Source organism: Cellvibrio sp. UBA7671 (assembly GCA_002483145.1).
GTDB lineage: Bacteria > Pseudomonadota > Gammaproteobacteria > Pseudomonadales > Cellvibrionaceae > Cellvibrio > Cellvibrio fibrivorans.
Window position 1 is genome coordinate 189,297 of sequence record DLHJ01000003.1, and the last position, 18,481, is coordinate 207,777.

The window sequence follows — 18,481 nt, forward strand, 5'->3', positions numbered from 1 at the left end:
CGTATTTAATTCCGCGCAATATAACCTTTAAGTATCATGGTACCTTTCAGCTCGGCGTAATAGCGGTCATTAATGCGGTACATAAACATCAGCAGACCCATCAAAGCATGAAAGAATCCGGGTATGACGGACAACATAAGTGCAATACCCATCATTGAGGTTTCTGATTGCTCCTGGTTGGGCACATATTGGAAATAGGTCAGCAACCAACCCACCATCAAACCCGCAATCCCCATACCCGCTTTTTGTCCTACCGAAATACCACCATAGGCAAAACCGGATACACGCTTGCCATTTTTAACCTGGCCATAGTCAATCGTTTCAGAAATAATTGACCAGAATACTGGCGCATGCAGATCGACAACAAAGGACAACAGGAAATACAAAATAAAAGCCAGCAAGACATCTTGCGGATCAACAAAGACATAGATCGCCACACTCAAGCCAGCCACTATCAACTGGGTGTAGCGGAATAAATTAATCTTGCAATAAAACTTGGTGATCCAGGTGGATGCAATCATCGCCAGAATCGCCGCCACAACGCCGGTGGATATAAACGCTGATACAAGCGTGTCATCTCCGCCCAAGTAATATTTCGCGTAATAAATTGCAACTGAGCCGCGGATTACATAACCAATGGTGCCGGTAATACACACTGCCACCAGGATTAACCATTGGTCGTTTTTTAATAGTTGCAAAAACTGGCTGAGCAGCGGTTGCGGCTCGACGACATGCACAACACGCTCTGAGGTATTGAAATAGCAAAATAAAAACATTGCAGCGCCAATGAACGACATAATTGCCATCGCGATTTGATAGCCCAAGGCTTTGTCTTCCCACATACCTGATACAACAGGCACAACTGCAGCCACCATAAATGCGCCGATTTTGGCAAGAAATAAACGATATCCATTGGCCGATAATTTTTCTTTAGGGTCACTGGTGAGTGCGCTGGGCAAGGAAATATAGGGAATGCCTACACCCGACGTAATTAAAGTCATCATGATGTAGGTGGAATACGCCCAAATTAATTTTGCGTCGTATTCCCAATTAGGCGTGGTGAATACAAAAAACACGCTCACAGCGTAGGGAATTGCCAACCACAATAACCAAGGGCGGTAGCGGCCTTGCAGGAAAGTAAACCGATCAGTGATTTGCCCCATTACTAAATCGGAAATGGCACCGACGATTTTTACAGTGAAAAATAAAATCCCCATATCCATCGGGGTTAGACCAAAAATATCAGTGTAATAAAAAGTGATGATTAACATCATCGACGAGATCACTACGTTCAACGCCATGTCGCCAGCGCCAAACCCTACTTTCTCGGTAACCGATAATTTATCGGTTGCGTGCACATTGGAAGCTTGCATTTATTATAGTGACCTCGTGTTGTTATTAAAAAAAAACGGCAATACCAAACAGAGTTCTGCCGTATTGCCGCTTCCTTTATCTCTCACCGTTTTGTACGGTTTATAGTGTCCGAATAATCCGGCTCGCTCTAGTTTTTACAAAAAGTAATCGTTCTCTACCGCATGGACTAATAACACATCGATTCCTGCCATGCCTGCACTCGCTGCTGCTTGCAACCCGAGTTTTGAATCTTCAAATACCACACACTGTTTGGGATCAACGCCCAATAATTCTGCACAGCGTAAAAAGGTATCCGGTGCGGGTTTTGGATTTTTTACCTGGTCAGCACCGACTACAGCACTGAGGTATTTTTCCAAACCACAAATCTTCAAAATGGTTTCGGCTTCCTGGGTATAAGCCCCAGTACCAATCGCCATGGGTTTCACGCCGTGGTATTTCTGAGCAACTTCAAGCAGTGCAGTTGGTTTTACATATTTGTGCATATTCTCGTGCACGACCTGCTCTTTAAAATCATTCATTTCATCAAGGCTGGCATCGACCTTGAGATTGAATTTTTCGAGCAGAATTTCAATCGTTCCTTTAGTGGGAACGCCCGCCAATGAACGCATAAACGAGCGGTCAATGGGGATGCCGTATTTGTTCAGCATGGTGGTCCATGCAAATTCATGTAATTGGCCGCTATCGACTAGCGTACCGTCCATATCAAAAATCAGTGCTTCGTAATGGTCGTACATCTTTTGCTCTCATTTCATTGTTGCCGGGTAAGGTAGAAATTAGAGCACAAACCAGCGTTAAGTTCGAAAGGAAAAGACCTGACTTTACAACTTTCTGATCTTGACTGCGTATGCGAGCCGGTAGTGGTTTCCGGGTTAGGTAGAGGCATGTGCGACACGCCGTGAATACATCCATGTAGGCTCGTTGTCGACATCCATGTCGCCAAACGGTCTCACATGCCTCTACCTAATCCCTCACATATCAGTTCTTTTCAAGCTCGTTAAAAGCAAAAGCGCTTAAACACCATCTTTCAAATGAAAGTAAGCCGCATTGTGGCGCAATTCGGTTTTGAAATTGCGTACAGTGGTATCCGCACCAATTACCAGCGCTTCAATTCCTGCCATTTCCGCGTAGTCTACGATTTCGTCAGCAGTTACACCTTGGGTGTAGGCGCTGTGGTGCGCGCCGCCGGCTTGAATCCAGGCTGCAGCAGAAATCTCCAGATTGGGGCGTGGTTCCCACAGCGCTTTTGCCACTGGCAACTTCGGCAATTCTTGTGGTGGATTTACGGTGTCTACTTCATTGATGATCACGCGGAAACGGGTGCCGATATCAATCAAGGAAATGCACAGTGCTGGACCTGCTTTGCCGGTGAAAATCAAGCGGGCGATATCATTGCGGCAACCGATGGTGTGCAAATGCACTTCCAGTTTTGGTTTTGCTGCAGCGATCGATGGACAAACTTCCAACATATGCGCGCCCAGTACTTGATCCACAGCACCGAAGTGATAAGTGTAATCTTCCATAAAGGATGAACCACCCACACGGCCTTTAGACATCACTTTGCAGATGTGTACCATCGCAGCGGTTTTCCAATCGCCTTCACCGCCGTAACCAAAACCAGCCGCCATCAAGCGTTGTGTTGCAAGACCAGGAAGGTTGGTCAAACCAGTCAGGTTTTCAAAGCAGTTGGTGAACGCACCGAAGTCGCCGTCGGTTAAAAACTTCAACATGCCCAATTCCAAACGCGCTTCGTTTTTCAGCATTTGGTATTGATGCGCATCATCAAAAATCGCAGGATTTACATCGTATTCTTTTTTGTAGATTTCAATTTGTGCAGCAACTTGCTCATCGGTGACTGCATCAACTACTTTTTGCAGATCGCCCAAACCATAAGCGTGAACTTCGTAACCAAATTTAATTTGCGCAGCAACTTTATCGCCATCAGTAACAGCTACTTGACGCATGTTGTCGCCAAAGCGTGCCACTTTTAAATTCTGGCTAGCGTACCAACCCATAGCAACGCGGCACCAACTGTCGATTTGCTTTTGCACTGATTCAGTTGCCCAATGGCCTACAACCACTTTGCGCTCCTGGCGCAAACGTGTGCTCACATGACCAAATTCGCGGTCGCCATGTGCAGACTGGTTGAGGTTCATAAAGTGCATATTGATTTCAGCAAACGGCAGCTCAGCATTGAACTGGGTGTGCAAATGCATGTAGGGCTTGCTCAATGCGCTCAAACCGGCGATCCACATTTTCGCCGGAGAGAACGTGTGCATCCACAGAATCAAACCAACACAGTTGGGATTGCTATTAGCCGCTTGGCATACAGCAAGAATTTCTTTGGGAGATTTAACCGTATCCTGTGCAACAACTTTGATTGAAATATTGTTGGATTCAGTCAAACCCGCCGCAATTTTTTGACTGTTCTCGGCGACTTGTTTTAATACGCCTGGACCATACAAATCTTGTGAGCCGGTGACCAACCAGACTTCTTTATCGCCGTAGATTTTCATTTTGTTTTCCTCAAAAATATTTTGTATTCGTTTAAATAAAAATGTGGGTTTATTACTTCTGCCCGTAATAGGCATTTTTCCCGTGTTTGCGTAAATAATGTTTGTCCACAATGCCTTGTTTTAACGGCGGAGTGTTTTGCTGTAAGGTTTTGGTTAAATAGGCCATGCGCGCAATTTCTTCGAGGATTACCGCGTGGTAAACCGCATCGGCACCGCTCTTGCCCCAGGTAAATGGCGCGTGACCGGCCACTATCACCATAGGAACTTCTTTCGGGCTGCGCGTTTTAAAGCAATCGGTAATTTGCACGCCGGTTTCTTCTTCGTAATCGCGCTCGATTTGTTCATCAGTCATTACCGCGGTGCATGGAATTTCGCCGTAGGCGTAATCAGCATGGGTAGTGCCGTAGCAAGGAATAGCCTGTTGGGTTTGCGCCCAGGCAGTGGCGTAAGTTGAATGAGTGTGCGTCACTCCGCCAATCGATTCAAAGTGGTGATACAAATGCGTGTGGGTTTTGGTATCGGAAGAAGGACGCATCGCTCCTTCTACGATATTGTTTTCCAAATCGACAATCACAATATCGTCAGGCGACAATTTTTCGTAGGCCACGCCGCTTGGCTTGATAGCAATCACACCTTTGCTACGATCAATTTGCGATACATTACCCCAGGTATACACCACCAGATTGCGGCGCTGTAATTCCATATTGGCTTCGTAGACTTCGCGCTTTAATTCGGTGTAACTCATTAAGCGTTACCTCCAACACCACCAGCAGAGACAAAAGTGCCGAGCTTGAGATATTTTTGATACAAGCCTTCATAGATAGCGGCAGCATTGGCATTGGGCGTGTAGGTTTTGCACACACTGGATGCCATCACTTTTTGTGCACTTGCAACATCGGGATAAACTCCACCGGCAACCGCAGCAAAAATCGCAGCGCCCAGTGCACAGCTTTGCTCGCTCTCCAATACTTCGATGGGGCAGTTCCATACATCGGCGCAGGTTTGCATTACAAAATCCGATTTTTTCGAGATGCCGCCAATCGCCACAACAGAATTGATCGCCACGCCTTCTTGTTTAAAGCGCTCGATAATCGCACGCGCACCATAAGCTGTTGCTTCAACCAGCGCGCGGAAAATATGCGGTGCACTGCTGCCCATTTTCAAACCTGCGATGGCCATGGCGACCGACTGATCAGCATCGGGAGTGCGGCGACCATTCACCCAATCCAGTGCGGTAATACCCGCTTCACCGATAGCTAATTTGCTCGCCGCGTTACTCAATGCAACCAGCGTTTGATCTTCAATTTCTTGTGCGAGTTTTTGTTTGGTGTCTTCATCAAGCAATGAAGAGTTTTGCAAGATGTTAGTAACCGGCCAGTTCACCAGATTGCGGAACCAGGCATACAAATCGCCAAATGCTGACTGCCCTGCTTCAAGGCCAACGAATCCTGGCGTTACCGATCCATCAACCTGGCCGCAAATACCGGCGATACATTTATCGCCAATATCGTCGTAGGTTGCGACGGTAATATCGCAAGTGGATGTACCCATAATTTTGGTGAGCACACCCGGTTTTACTTTTGCGGCAACCGCGCCCATATGACAATCGAATGCGCTAAAACCGACAGGGGTATTTATTGGCAACCCGAGCTTGTCCGCCCATTTTGCTGAGAGGCCACCGCAGACTTGATCTGAAGTAAATGTCTCGGCCGGTAAACGGTCACGCAAACCATTTAATAGAGGATCAATGCCCACAAAGAAATCATTCGGTGGATAACCACCCCAGCTTTCATGCCACATTAATTTGTGGCCAGTGGCGCAGCGGCCCATACGCAATTTGCTTGGGTGCGTAGTATCAGTCAGCATTGCTGACATCCAATCACAATGCTCCACCCACAGGTAAGCGGCTTTGGCGACTGAAGAGTCTTCACGCAATACGTGCAGGGTTTTTGCCCAGAACCATTCAGAGGAATAAATTCCGCCTTCGTACTTTAAATAGTTCTCGGATGATTTATGTGCAGCCGCCGTAATTTCCTGCGCTTCTTTAATCGCGGTGTGGTCTTTCCAAAGCACAAACATAGCGTTGGGGTTTTCGGCAAATTCCGGTTTGAGTGCGAGCGCAACGCCTTCGCTATCGACCGCAACCGGCGTTGAGCCGGTGGTATCAAAACTGACGCCGACAACCTGCTGAGCAGCACCTGCTGGTGCCTTGCTCCACAATCCCCGAACAACTTGTTCAAGGCTCTCCAGATAATCGAGCGGATGCTGGCGGAATTGGTCTTTCGCCGGTACGCAGTACAAGCCTTTTTTCCAGCGTGGGTAATAGACCACATTGCTGGTTACTTCTTCACCGGTCAGGGCATCTACTAACAGGGCTCTGACGGAGTCAGTACCGTAATCCAGCCCCAAGGCATAAGAGGTCATAACATCACCCATTTTTATACTGTTGCCTCACCAGAGGATATTAATATTGTATGACAATATTATTCAGATTAGATATCCCCATGTCAATTGGTTTCATGGGGAGGCGGAGCGCTTAAACGCTTATTTCTGCAGCGGCTTGACGGCTTTATTTGCCGTTACGCCTTCGCTGGTCATGACAATACGCTTGATAGTGCCATCCGGGTTATAGAACAGCTCATCGATAGCCACCGAGCGGCGATATTGGCCACCATCCGGACGCCCTGCGCCGGTGTGATAAATGAAGTAGTGCTTGCCGTTAAATTCAATAATCGCCTGGTGGTTAGTCGGCGTATTGCCCGCGACTTCATTGAGAATCCCCTTGTATTCCCAAGGGCCGGTGATGCTCTTGCTCATCGCATAACCCAGCTTCTCGGGGAAGCCCATGGCATAGGAGAGATAATAGTTGTCGCCGTATTTGTGCACCCAGATTGCCTCGGTGAATTCCGGCAGGCCTTTGATATCCACAATCGGTCCATCCAGCTCGATCATATTGGGCTTGAGCTTGGCGTAACGCGGCTTGCTGTTGCCCCAGAACAGATAGGCTTGGCCGTTATTATCGATAAACACTGACGGGTCGATATCATCCCAGTCGTTGGGGGTATCAGTGGTCATATCGTTGGTTATCAATGCCTTACCCAGCGCATCTTTAAATGGCCCGAGCGGGCTATCTCCCACCGCCACGCCTATGGCAAAACCCGGCTTGGTGTCGTTGTGGCGCGCGGTGATATACCAGTAAAACTTGCCATTCTTTTCAATAATCTGGCTCGCCCAGGCATCACCTTTAGCCCATTTGAAATCTTTTATATGCAGGCGCGGGCCATGGGATTCCCAATTGACCATGTCATCCGAGGAGTAAACCAGCCAATCGTGCATCTCAAAAAACTTGGTGTTGTCTTTCGCCTCGTCGTGCCCCGCATAGAGGTACACCTTGCCGTTATGCACCATGGCCGCCGGGTCGGCAGTGAAGACATCGGTAAAAATCGGGTTGGCGGCCTGCGCGGCGCCAGCAAGCACGGACAAGGCTAAAAACATCGGTTTAATCAGGGTGCGCATTATTCACTCTCACTCTTATTGTTGGTGATACCCGTTTTTTGAAGGGGTTGATTTATATTGATATTATAATACAATTAAATCAAGTATTGGCAGTGAAAAGTTTTGTCCAAATCCGAAGCAGCGCCTGTATTTAAACGGTAAACCTGCGTAATTAGGATTGCGGCAGCTTAGCCCAGCTCTTATATTGTCTGACTTTAATAATAATTGATGCCCTGACTGGGACAAGGTTAGGGCTGATCCTGCCATAGCTGTGGCTCCATAAGATGTAGCAGCCTTGTATGAACCAAGATAATAAGACAAAAAAAGCCCCCACTTCAGCGCAAAAACCGCTGCGAAGTACCCAATGGTTCGGCACTCAGGACAAAAACGGCTTTATGTACCGCAGTTGGATGAAGAACCAGGGCATCCCTGAACATCACTTCCAAGGCAAGCCGATTATCGGCATCTGCAATACCTGGTCAGAACTCACCCCCTGCAACAGCCACTTCCGCGAACTCGCCGAAAGCGTCAGGCGCGGCATTTTGGAAGCGGGCGGCGTGCCGGTAGAGTTTCCAGTTTTTTCCAATGGCGAATCCAACCTGCGCCCAAGCGCCATGCTCACGCGCAATTTGGCGGCGATGGATGTAGAAGAATCGATTCGCGGCAATCCTATCGACGGCGTGGTCTTATTGGTCGGCTGCGATAAAACCACTCCCGCATTAGTGATGGGCGCCGCCAGTTGCGACCTGCCTACTATCGTTGTGACCGGCGGCCCCATGCTCAACGGTAAACATAAAGGTAAAGATGTCGGCTCAGGCACTCTCGTGTGGCGCATGAGCGAAGATTACAAAGCGGGAAAAATTTCCCTGCAGGAATTTATGGATGCCGAAGCGGATATGTCCCGCTCCACCGGCACCTGCAACACCATGGGCACGGCATCGACTATGGCCTGCATGGTTGAATCACTCGGTTTATCGCTGCCGCAAAATGCCGCGATTCCCGCAGTCGATGCGCGCCGCAAAACCCTCGCCTATATATCCGGTATGCGCATTGTGGAAATGGTGCAGCAAGATTTACGCATCTCGCAATTGCTCACGCGCGAAAGTTTAATCAACGCGATTCGCACTAACGCGGCGATTGGTGGCTCAACTAACGCAGTCATCCATTTAAAAGCCATAGCCGCGCGCATGGAGTTGCCGCTCACGCTGGAAGATTGGCAAACCTACGGCCAGCAAATTCCCACGCTGGTAAATTTGCAGCCCTCCGGCCAATTTTTAATGGAAGATTTTTATTACGCCGGCGGTTTGCCCGCGGTATTAAAACGTCTGGGCGATGCAGGTTTACTCTACAAAGACTGTCTCACCGCAAACGGAAAAACACTTTGGGAAAATAACCAGCAAGCGCCCTGCTATAACGATGATGTAATCCGTACGATTGATAATCCGCTGTGCAGCAACGGCGGCATTTGCATTTTGCGCGGCAACCTTGCACCGCGCGGCGCGGTATTAAAACCGAGCGCAGCATCGCCACACCTAATGAAACATCGCGGTCGCGCAATCGTGTTTGACAGTTTTGATCACTACAAAGAGCGCATTATGGATGATGCACTCGATGTTGATGCAAACAGCGTAATGGTATTAAAAAATTGCGGCCCCAAGGGGTATCCCGGCATGCCGGAAGTGGGCAATATGGGGCTGCCACCCAAATTATTGCGCGCAGGTATTACCGATATGGTGCGCATTTCCGATGCGCGCATGAGCGGCACTGCTTTTGGCACCGTAGTTCTGCATGTCGCACCTGAAGCACAAGAGTTTGGCCCGCTTGCTGCGGTAGAAGATGGCGATTGGATCGCATTGGATACCGATGCAGGCTCACTTGAATTGGAAGTGAGCGCAGCAGAAATTAGTGCGCGTCTGGATACCTTGCGCCAACAAAAAATCCACAAAAAAACCGGTGGTTATTTACAGCTTTATATCGAACACGTGATGCAAGCCGACGAAGGCTGCGATTTTGATTTTCTCGTGGGTTGCCGTGGCGCCGATGTGCCCGGCCACTCCCATTAAGGTGATGCGGCTATGACACTCACCAACCAGTATCCGAGCCTGAAATATAAAGTGGTGTTAATCACCGGCGGCGCTTCCGGTATTGGTGCCAATCTGGTTGAAGCATTTTGCCATCAAGGTGCGCAGGTGTGTTTTATCGATATTCTCGATGATGACGCGCGCAAACTTGTCGAGCAACTGAGTCATCGCCCCGATAACACACCGCCGCGCTACTATCGTTGCAATCTGTTAAATATTCCCAAACTGCAGGCGACGATCAAACAAATCTACAACGATGTTGGCCCCATCAACATATTAATCAACAATGCCGCCAATGATACGCGCCACGATTTCCGCGAAGTTACCATCGATTACTGGAACGAGCGTTTGGCGGTGAATTTGCGCCACCATTTTTTTGCAGCGCAGGCGGTGTATGAACATATGCTTGAACTCGGCAGTGGCTCGATTATTAATTTGGGCTCAATGAGCTGGTACGCAACCCAGGGCGGCATGCCTGGTTACACCAGCTCCAAAGCGGCGATAGAAGGTTTAACACGCGGGCTCGCACGTGATATGGGCGGCAATAATATTCGCGTAAATACGCTGGTGCCGGGCTGGGTGATGACCGACCGCCAGATGGCGATGCTCACTAAAGATAAATCTGCCAAAAATATTTTAGATAACCAATGTTTAAAAAAATCGGTGATGCCGGAAGACATTAGCGCTATGGCGTTATTTCTGGCATCGGATGATAGCCGTTTATGCACCGCCCAGCATTTTATTGTCGATGGTGGGTGGATTTAACCTAACAATAATTTAACGATACGAGAACTTACTATGAAAACGATTTTTAAAACCCTGACACTTGCCGCTGCCATTGGCATCAGCGCTACCGCAAATGCATTGACCGTTGGATTCGCGCAAGTGGGTTCCGAATCCGGTTGGCGCACCAGTTTTTCTGAATCGGTAAAAGCCGAAGCAGAAAAACGCGGCATCACATTGAAGTTTTCCGATGCACAACAAAAGCAGGAAAACCAGATTAAAGCCGTGCGCAGTTTTATTGCGCAACGTGTGGACGCCATTTTAATTGCGCCAGTGGTAGAAACCGGTTGGCAACCGGTGTTGATGGAAGCTAAGCGCGCGCGCATCCCGGTGGTTATTCTGGATCGCAATGTATCGGTTACTGACCAATCACTTTATCTCACACGTATCGCGCCAGACTTTGAAGTGGAAGGCCAACGCGCCGCCAGCTGGCTCACTGAAAAAACCCAGGGCAAGTGCAATATTTTAGAACTGCAAGGCACTGTAGGTTCAAGCGCGGCGATTGGGCGCATGAAGGGTTTTAACGATACCATCGCTAAATTTCCGGAAACCAAAATTGTGCGCAGCCAAACTGCCGAATTTACCCGTGCAAAAGGTAAAGAGGTAATGGAGACCATGCTCAAAGCAGAAGGCGGCGGCAAAAGCATTTGTGCAATCTGGGCGCATAACGATGAAATGGCGTTAGGTGCAATCCAGGCTGTGCGCGAAGCGGGTTTACAACCGGGTAAAGATATTTTAATCGTATCGGTTGATGCGGTAGACGATGCATTGAAATCGATTGTTGCAGGCGAGATTAATGTGTCGGTGGAGTTAAGTCCACACCTCGGTGGCCCGGCGTTTGATGTAATCAATGAATTCCGTGCAGGTAAAAAAGATTTTGAAAAATGGATTCGTATGGGTGGTTCTGTGTATACCGCTGAAAATGCGGCGGCTGAATTGGTGAAACGCGGAGCTAAGTAATTTAGCCGGGAGTCGTCATCCTCACGTAGCGGGGATCCGCACGATAACTACTGGATGCCTGCATTTGCAGGCATGACGAACACATGAGTAATTGTAGATACCACTGCGAATTGATTTAAAAAGGGAATCGTCATCCTCGCGAACGCGGGATCCACTAAACAGCAGCTGGATACCTGCGTTCGCAGGTATGACGATGATTGCATTAATTGAGAATAATCAAATGTCAGATCAAGCAACACCAGTCTTACAACTCAAAGGAATTCATAAAATATTCCCCAGTGTCCATGCTCTGAAAGGTGTGGACTTCAGTTTGCGCGCAGGAGAAATTCACGCGCTACTAGGTGAAAATGGTGCCGGTAAATCGACACTCATCAAAGTGATGACGGGTGTTTACCAGCGCGATGGCGGCGATATTTTATTGGAAGGCAATCCCATATTCCCCAACAACACTGGCGATGCACAAGACCTCGGCATTAGCACTGTGTATCAGGAAGTGAATTTGTTGCCCAACCTTACCGTTGCGCAAAATATTTATCTTGGCCGTGAACCGCGCCGCTTCGGCTTAATCAACTGGAAAAAAGTCAATCAAGACGCAGCGCAATTACTCAAAGGTTACGATTTGGATATCGATGTAACCCTGCCGCTCTCGCACTACTCCATCGCCGTTCAGCAATTAATTGCGATTGCGCGCGGTGTGGATATGTCCGCAAAAGTATTGATCCTCGATGAGCCCACCGCGAGCCTCGATGCAGATGAAGTGCAATCGCTATTCCGCATCATGCGCGATTTAAAAGCACGCGGTATCGGCATTGTATTCGTAACCCACTTTCTCGATCAGGTGTATGCCGTATGCGACCGCATTACCATTTTGCGCAGCGCAGAATTGGTAGGCGAATTTGTTGCCGCAAATTTATCGCGCACTGAATTGATTGGCCATATGCTCGGCAAAGAGCTTGCTGAATTGGGTGAGCACAAACCACAAATCGATTCAGCATGCGGAGATTCATTATTAAATGTGCAAGGTATTGCGCGCAACGCCACCCTCTCCCCTGTCGATTTACAAGTCTGCAAAGGTGAAGTTGTAGGCCTCGCCGGTTTGCTCGGTTCCGGCCGCACTGAATTATGTCGCTTGATTTTTGGGGTGGATAAAAAACACAGCGGCACAGTGATGTTTAATGGCAAAACCGTAAACTTTTCTTCGCCACGCGATGCAATAGACGCAGGCATGGGCCTCTGCCCAGAAGACCGCAAACACGATGGTATCCTCGGCCAACTTTCTATCCGTGAAAATATGATCCTCGCTCGCCAGATTAAACAAGGCTGGTGGAAATTTATTTCGCGCAAAGAACAGGAGGAGATCGCCAACCAATACGTTAAAGAATTAAGTATCGCCACATCGGATATTGAAAAACCAATTGAGCAGTTAAGTGGTGGTAATCAACAAAAAGTGATTCTCGCTCGCTGGCTTGCTGCGAATCCGTCACTGTTAATTCTCGACGAACCTACCCGCGGGATTGATATTGGCGCCCACGCCGAAATCATCCGTTTGATCCGCAAACTTTGCGACCAGGGTTTGGCCTTGGTGGTTGCATCATCGGAGTTGGAAGAATTGGTCGCATTCAGTAGCAAAGTGATTGTGCTGCGCGATCGCCATAAAGTCGCTGAGCTGGAAGGCAGTGACATTAATCCGCAGCGGATTATGCAGGCGATTGCGGCAAGCTAGATAATCGCTGAAAAGTATATATTTTTCGTCATACCCATGAACGGGGGTATCCATAACAATCAACACCTGGATCCCTGCGTCCGCAGGGATGACGACGGATATATCAAGCAGAATATAAATGGGAATTGTCATACTCGCGAACGCGGGTATCCATAGAAACGAAGAGAACATTATGAACCTAACCAAAAACCAAAACCTGCGCCGCTATTTGTGGCCCTGCGCCGGTTTACTGGTGCTGTTAATTATCAACGCCATTATTTCACCGGAATTTTTCCAAATTGAATTTAAAGATGGCCGCTTTTACGGCAGTTTGATTGATGTACTCAATCGCGCCGCGCCAGTTGCATTACTCGCTATCGGTATGGCTTTGGTTATCGCAACTGGCGGTGTCGATTTATCCGTGGGTTCGATTATGGCAATCGCTGGAGCAGCAAGTGCTTATTACATCACCAAAGGTGTGGATAATCTTGCGATTATTATTGGCGCAGGGTTAGTCGCTGGATTAATTGCCGGAATTATCAATGGCTTTCTAGTGGGCTACATGAGCATCCAACCGATTGTTGCCACCTTAATTTTAATGGTGGCCGGGCGCGGTATTGCGCAATTAATGAATGAAGGTCAGATAGTCACCTTTGATCACGCCGGATTTGCTTTTTTAGGTACCGGCGATTTTCTTGGGCTGCCCTTCCCTGTCGTGCTGGTGATTATCACATTTATTATTGTGCAATTATTAACGCGCAGAACTGCATTGGGTTTGTATATTGAAGCGGTGGGCGCAAATCCATCGGCAAGCCATTACATGGGCTTGAATGCCAAAGCTATTAAGATGAGCGTGTATTGTGTAGCAGGGCTTTGCGCTGCACTGGCCGGTATGATTGCAGCGGCCGACATCAAAGGTTCCGATGCTAACAACGCCGGTTTGTGGTTAGAACTGGATGCCATTCTCGCCGTGGTTATTGGTGGTGCATCGCTAATGGGCGGACGCTTTTCTATTTTTCTCGCGGTAATTGGTGCGCTGATTATCCAGACACTGACCGTCACTATTATCCTCAGCGGCATTCCACCGAAATTTAATCTGCTGATTAAAGCCAGCGCTATTATTATCGTGCTGTTAATGCAATCACCGCGTTTCCAACAGCAGCTGAGCCAGTTGAACTTCTGGGCAAAGAAGAAGGAGAGCAACCGTGCTTAAACTAAATCCCAAATTTATTCCGCTCGCCGTCACCTGCGCACTGTTTTTTGTATTGTTTGGTGTAGGTGCAATCCAATTTGATGGTTTTGGCAGCTCGCGCGTATTTTTTAATTTACTCAGCGACAACGCATTTTTAATTATTGCCGCTGTCGGCATGACCTTTGTAATTCTCTCAGGTGGTATCGATTTATCAGTAGGCGCTGTGATTGCATTAACTGGCGTAGTGTGCAGTGTATTAATCAGCAAATACCAATGGCATCCACTGGTGGTATTTCCCGTGGTATTAATTGGCGGCACTGCATTCGGTGCAATCATGGGTGCAATTATTCACTACTACAAAATGCAGCCGTTTATTGTGACGCTCGCGGGAATGTTTTTCGCACGCGGTTTGGCGAGTGTAATCAGCGAAGAATCCATTCCTATCGAACACGAATTTTACAATCAGGTTGCTGAATTTGGTTTTATGTTGCCCGGCGATGCCTGGATTGGAACCTCAACGATCATTTGTTTGCTGGTGTTATTCGCGGCAATTATTGTCGCCCACTACACCCGCTTCGGCGGCCGTGTTTACGCCATAGGTGGCGATGCAAATTCTGCCGCATTAATGGGCATCCCACTCGCACAAACCACCATCCGCATTTACGCCATCAGCGCCTTCCTTGCCACGCTCGCAGGCATCGTCTACTCCTTCTACACCTTCTCCGGCTACTCACTCGCCGCCGTCGGCGTAGAGCTTGATGCAATTGCCGCAGTGGTTATCGGCGGCACCTTATTAACCGGTGGTTACGGCTACATGTTCGGCACCCTGATGGGTGTACTGATTATGGGTGTAGTGCAAACCTATATTTCATTTGATGGAACGCTAAGTAGCTGGTGGACGAAGATTGTGATTGGATTGTTGCTCTTCTGCTTTATTGCGTTGCAGCAGTTGTTGGTGCGGGGAAAACCGCGATAGGTTTAGATTACTTCTAGTGAAATGAAAAAGCCCAAGGTGAAAGCCTTGGGCTTTTTTACTTTACATAAACATGATCATGCTGGGGCTCATCCATCGCCTGCGCAACCAGCACCAATCTACGAATCTCTTATTAATCCCCATCTGCCCCCAACTTTTGCATCTTCGCAAACCATTTCTGCGCAGTTTTTTCATCCATGTTGCCGACATTGCCAATCAAGGTTTCATTGATGGGGGCAATGCCGACAAAACCTAAAATATTGCGCTCTAATGATTTCAAACTGTGCGCGCGAAAATACCAGCGGTACACCAATGCCGGCATCCCCATGGTGACCACTACACGGGCGGAGCGGCCAGTTAAGCCTTTTTGCGCGAAGGGATTTTTACCATCGGATGTGAATGCAAAATCGGGGCGGGCGATTTGCTCTAAAAACCCTTTGAGTACGGCGGGCATATCACCGAGCCAGAGCGGAAAAAATAACACTATATGCTCGGCCCAATGAATATCATCTTGCGCAGGCTTTAAATTGACGGGGAGCAAGCCATGCTCCCATTCTTGCTGGCTGCGCAATAAGGGAAAATCGATTGCGGCGACATTGATGTGACGAATTTCATGGCCAGCATCAGTCGCACCGCGCGCGTAAGACCGCTCTAGCTCGTTACAGAGGTGATGCTCCTGTACATCGGGATGCCCCTGGATCAATAAGATATTTTTGCTCATAAATGTCACCTCAAATGTGGTGATGGAAAATAAAGCAGGAAGATCAATTGTTAGGCTACGCCAGAATCATGGAACTTTTGTTGATGCAAAACAAGTTTTACCGGCTATCGCTCGCAGATGCGTACCGATGGGCGGTAAGCTATGATGCACCGCATAATTTTGTAGGACATTCGTTTATCGAGCTTAAGATTTTTATAGCATCCAGCACTAATAGAAAAACTGTATTTAATATTTGGTTTTATCGTCCTTTATGCGCCACTTTTGTATGCCACTTGTTTTGTACATCACTAAATGGGAACACACATTGAAACAACTGCCCAGCTCCATTTTGACTCACCACCCTTGGCTATCAGTGGCAATAGTGATGCTCATTGCAGTGATGCCGCACAGCAGTATTGCCGAGCAGGCCATTGTGGCAGCGGTTGATGAAGACATTATTGCGGATTACCAATTGTTTGTTGGCGAGCGTGATCCATTGCAGATTAATTACTATGGCGGACCCGGTGCACGGCGCGATGTAATTGAAATCATATTGTTGCAGCAGGCGCTGGCCTTGGGTGGATTTAAAGAAAAAATCACACTGCGTCCAGAAAATAGTTATTTACGTATTTTAAAATTAGTAGCTGATGGAGATATAGCTTTATCCGGTGCACTTAAGTGGCGCGAAGATATAAAACCTTACGCATCGCATTTATTTAAAACCAAAGCAATAGTGAAAGAAGGAGATTTTATTGCCGGTCTATATACGCGTGCCGATAACCAACGCGCATTGCAAGCAAACACACTCGATAAAGTTAGCCACCTGAGCGCGGCCTCTAATAACCACTGGAATGCCGATGTAAAAACATTAACCGAATTAGGCATTCGAAAAATTCACTTCTCCACTTACTGGGTACAAATTGTGCGTATGGTGGTAGCAAATCGTGCAGACGTAACACTTGCTCCCTTTCAGATAAATCCTGATATGAAAGTAATGGTAGATGGTTTGGAGCTGGTACCTATTCCCGGAATTAAAATTGCACTACCTGGCAGCCGCCACTGGCCAGTAAGTAAAATTCATCCCAAAGGAAAAGCAATTTTTGATGCATTGGAGCGTGGCATTGAAGAACTGGAAAAGAAAAAAATTATCCAGCGTGCATACGAAGAGTGTGGATTTTTTCACCCACAAGTTAAGGACTGGAAATTATTGAATCCTCCCCGATAAACCACCACGAAGCAATTCACATCTATTCCAACCTCCAGCAAATCATTACATATTAAGGCTTAACAACGACTTGTTTAATCGCTACCCTTGAGTCACTTACATTCTTCCAATAACACTATTTTATGCCCGCCAGTATCGAAGCTTTAATCAATGGACTTTATCGCAGCGAATCGCGCCGAGTGCTCGCGACCTTGATCCGCCTGCTGAAAGATTTTGATCTCGCCGAAGAGGCCCTGCAGGACGCCTTTGCCGCTGCACTACAACAGTGGCCGGTTGATGGAGTGCCGCTGAATCCGCGCGCATGGTTGGTATCCACCGGTCGCTTCAAAGCGATTGACCATATCCGCCGCCGCGCGCGTTTTAATACCTCGCTCGACGATGTTGCCGAAGAGTTGGAAGAAGCATTGAGCGAAGAGCAAGAATGGTCTGACGAGCATATCGAAGATGACCAATTGCGTCTTATCTTTACTTGCTGCCATCCAAGCCTCGCACCCGAAGCGCAAATGGCGCTCACCCTGCGCGAAATTTGCGGCTTGACGACTGAGGCCATTGCGCGTGCGTTTTTAACCTCGCCCAGCACACTGGCGCAGCGCATAGTGCGCGCGAAAAACAAAATCCGCGAAGCAAAAATCCCCTACGAAATTCCTGCGCGCAGCGAATTGCCTGACCGCTTGGACGCGGTGCTGCACGTGATTTATCTGGTATTTAACGAGGGTTATTCTGCTTCATCTGGCACAGAATTAATCCGCCAGGAATTAGCACAGGAGGCGATCCGCCTCGGGCGCCTGCTCGCCACTTTATTGCCCGACCCGGAAGTGCTGGGTCTACTCGCATTAATGCTTTTGCAGGATTCGCGCCGCCACGCGCGCATCGATAACAGCGGGGATTTGATCCGACTGGAAGATCAGGACAGAAACCTGTGGGATCGCGATCAAATCGCTGAAGGCTCAGCATTAATCCGACGGGCATTAAGCGGTGGCAGCGCCGATATTTACTGCCTGCAAGCCGCCATAGCCGCACTGCACGCTGAAGCACCCAGCTTTGCACAAACCGACTGGCAGGAAATTTGTGGTTTCTACGACTTACTCTTGCACCTCAACCCATCGCCCATTATTGAACTCAATCGCGCTGCCGCTATTGCAATGCGCGATGGCCCCTCAGCAGGCTTAAACCTGCTCGACGACCTGCTCGCACGTAAGCAGCTCCTCGATTACTACCTGCTCCATGCCGCACGTGCCGACTTACTCGCCCAATTGGGGGAACTTGATGCCGCTACCGCCGCCTATGCCACGGCACTGGAATTAACCGGGCAGGAACCCGAGCGCCGATTTCTGCACAAGAAGATGAGCGGTTTGAAACGGTTATGATCCCTGCTTAGCTAAAACACCCGTAAAAAGTCGGCCCTTTTAAGATTCACGTAAGAATTGGTCGATAAAATCCATAGCAATGTCCGTTTAACGCACCTGTTAAATATACCTCTCAT

General features: G+C 48.3%; 15 protein-coding genes. 8 read left to right on the forward strand and 7 right to left on the reverse strand.

Annotated elements, in window-relative coordinates; all coding sequences use genetic code 11:
• Positions 1-5: 5 nt before the first annotated feature.
• The 6 genes from B4E62_RS03385 to B4E62_RS03410 all read right to left on the reverse strand — a co-directional run bounded on the left by B4E62_RS03385 (position 6) and on the right by B4E62_RS03410 (position 7,403).
• Complete coding sequence (locus B4E62_RS03385) at positions 6-1,373, reverse strand: MFS transporter (protein WP_310072623.1); 1,368 nt, start codon at positions 1,371-1,373, stop codon at positions 6-8.
• Between the two features lie 135 nt (positions 1,374-1,508).
• Positions 1,509-2,108, reverse strand: a complete 600-nt coding sequence (locus B4E62_RS03390; protein ID WP_331351066.1) for a beta-phosphoglucomutase family hydrolase — start codon at positions 2,106-2,108, stop codon at positions 1,509-1,511.
• Between the two features lie 276 nt (positions 2,109-2,384).
• The gene (gene araA / locus B4E62_RS03395) at positions 2,385-3,887 is read right to left on the reverse strand and encodes an L-arabinose isomerase (RefSeq protein WP_331351067.1); all 1,503 of its coding nucleotides are present in this window, start codon (positions 3,885-3,887) and stop codon (positions 2,385-2,387) included.
• Between the two features lie 52 nt (positions 3,888-3,939).
• Positions 3,940-4,632, reverse strand: coding sequence for an L-ribulose-5-phosphate 4-epimerase (locus B4E62_RS03400; protein WP_331351068.1), 693 nt, complete (start codon positions 4,630-4,632; stop codon positions 3,940-3,942).
• Positions 4,632-6,311 (reverse strand): ribulokinase, encoded by a 1,680-nt coding sequence (locus tag B4E62_RS03405; RefSeq protein ID WP_331351069.1) that lies wholly within the window; start codon positions 6,309-6,311, stop codon positions 4,632-4,634. Before B4E62_RS03405 ends, B4E62_RS03400 begins: the two co-directional genes overlap by 1 nt.
• Before the next feature lie 120 nt (positions 6,312-6,431).
• Positions 6,432-7,403 (reverse strand): glycoside hydrolase family 43 protein, encoded by a 972-nt coding sequence (locus tag B4E62_RS03410; RefSeq protein ID WP_310072628.1) that lies wholly within the window; start codon positions 7,401-7,403, stop codon positions 6,432-6,434.
• Between the two features lie 278 nt (positions 7,404-7,681).
• On the opposite strand from B4E62_RS03410, the gene B4E62_RS03415 reads away from it, so the two are divergent.
• The 6 genes from B4E62_RS03415 to yjfF all read left to right on the forward strand — a co-directional run bounded on the left by B4E62_RS03415 (position 7,682) and on the right by yjfF (position 15,076).
• The gene (locus tag B4E62_RS03415; RefSeq protein ID WP_331351070.1) at positions 7,682-9,445 is read left to right on the forward strand and encodes an IlvD/Edd family dehydratase; all 1,764 of its coding nucleotides are present in this window, start codon (positions 7,682-7,684) and stop codon (positions 9,443-9,445) included.
• Between the two features lie 12 nt (positions 9,446-9,457).
• A complete protein-coding gene (locus B4E62_RS03420; protein WP_310072630.1) occupies positions 9,458-10,228 on the forward strand; it encodes an SDR family oxidoreductase in 771 nt (256 codons plus the stop codon).
• Positions 10,229-10,261: 33 nt separating this feature from the next.
• Positions 10,262-11,206, forward strand: coding sequence for an ABC transporter substrate-binding protein (locus B4E62_RS03425; protein ID WP_331351071.1), 945 nt, complete (start codon positions 10,262-10,264; stop codon positions 11,204-11,206).
• A 193-nt stretch (positions 11,207-11,399) separates the two neighbouring features.
• Positions 11,400-12,929 carry a sugar ABC transporter ATP-binding protein gene (locus tag B4E62_RS03430; protein ID WP_331351072.1) on the forward strand — a complete coding sequence of 510 codons (1,530 nt, stop codon included), beginning with the start codon at positions 11,400-11,402 and terminating at the stop codon, positions 12,927-12,929.
• Positions 12,930-13,101: 172 nt separating this feature from the next.
• On the forward strand, positions 13,102-14,121 hold the full coding sequence (locus B4E62_RS03435; RefSeq protein WP_331351073.1) for an ABC transporter permease: 1,020 nt from the start codon (positions 13,102-13,104) through the stop codon (positions 14,119-14,121).
• Positions 14,114-15,076: a galactofuranose ABC transporter, permease protein YjfF gene (yjfF, locus tag B4E62_RS03440; protein ID WP_331351074.1), complete on the forward strand. Its 963-nt coding sequence runs from the start codon at positions 14,114-14,116 to the stop codon at positions 15,074-15,076. Before B4E62_RS03435 ends, yjfF begins: the two co-directional genes overlap by 8 nt.
• Before the next feature lie 130 nt (positions 15,077-15,206).
• Here yjfF and B4E62_RS03445 read toward each other — a convergent pair whose 3' ends face one another.
• Positions 15,207-15,794 carry an NAD(P)H-dependent oxidoreductase gene (locus B4E62_RS03445; RefSeq protein ID WP_331351075.1) on the reverse strand — a complete coding sequence of 196 codons (588 nt, stop codon included), beginning with the start codon at positions 15,792-15,794 and terminating at the stop codon, positions 15,207-15,209.
• 304 nt (positions 15,795-16,098) lie between these two features.
• Here B4E62_RS03445 and B4E62_RS03450 point away from each other — a divergent pair, with 304 nt between their 5' ends.
• Positions 16,099-16,998, forward strand: coding sequence for a hypothetical protein (locus B4E62_RS03450; protein WP_331351076.1), 900 nt, complete (start codon positions 16,099-16,101; stop codon positions 16,996-16,998).
• Between the two features lie 122 nt (positions 16,999-17,120).
• Positions 17,121-18,365 carry an RNA polymerase sigma factor gene (locus B4E62_RS03455; RefSeq protein ID WP_331351077.1) on the forward strand — a complete coding sequence of 415 codons (1,245 nt, stop codon included), beginning with the start codon at positions 17,121-17,123 and terminating at the stop codon, positions 18,363-18,365.
• Positions 18,366-18,481 lie beyond the last annotated feature (116 nt).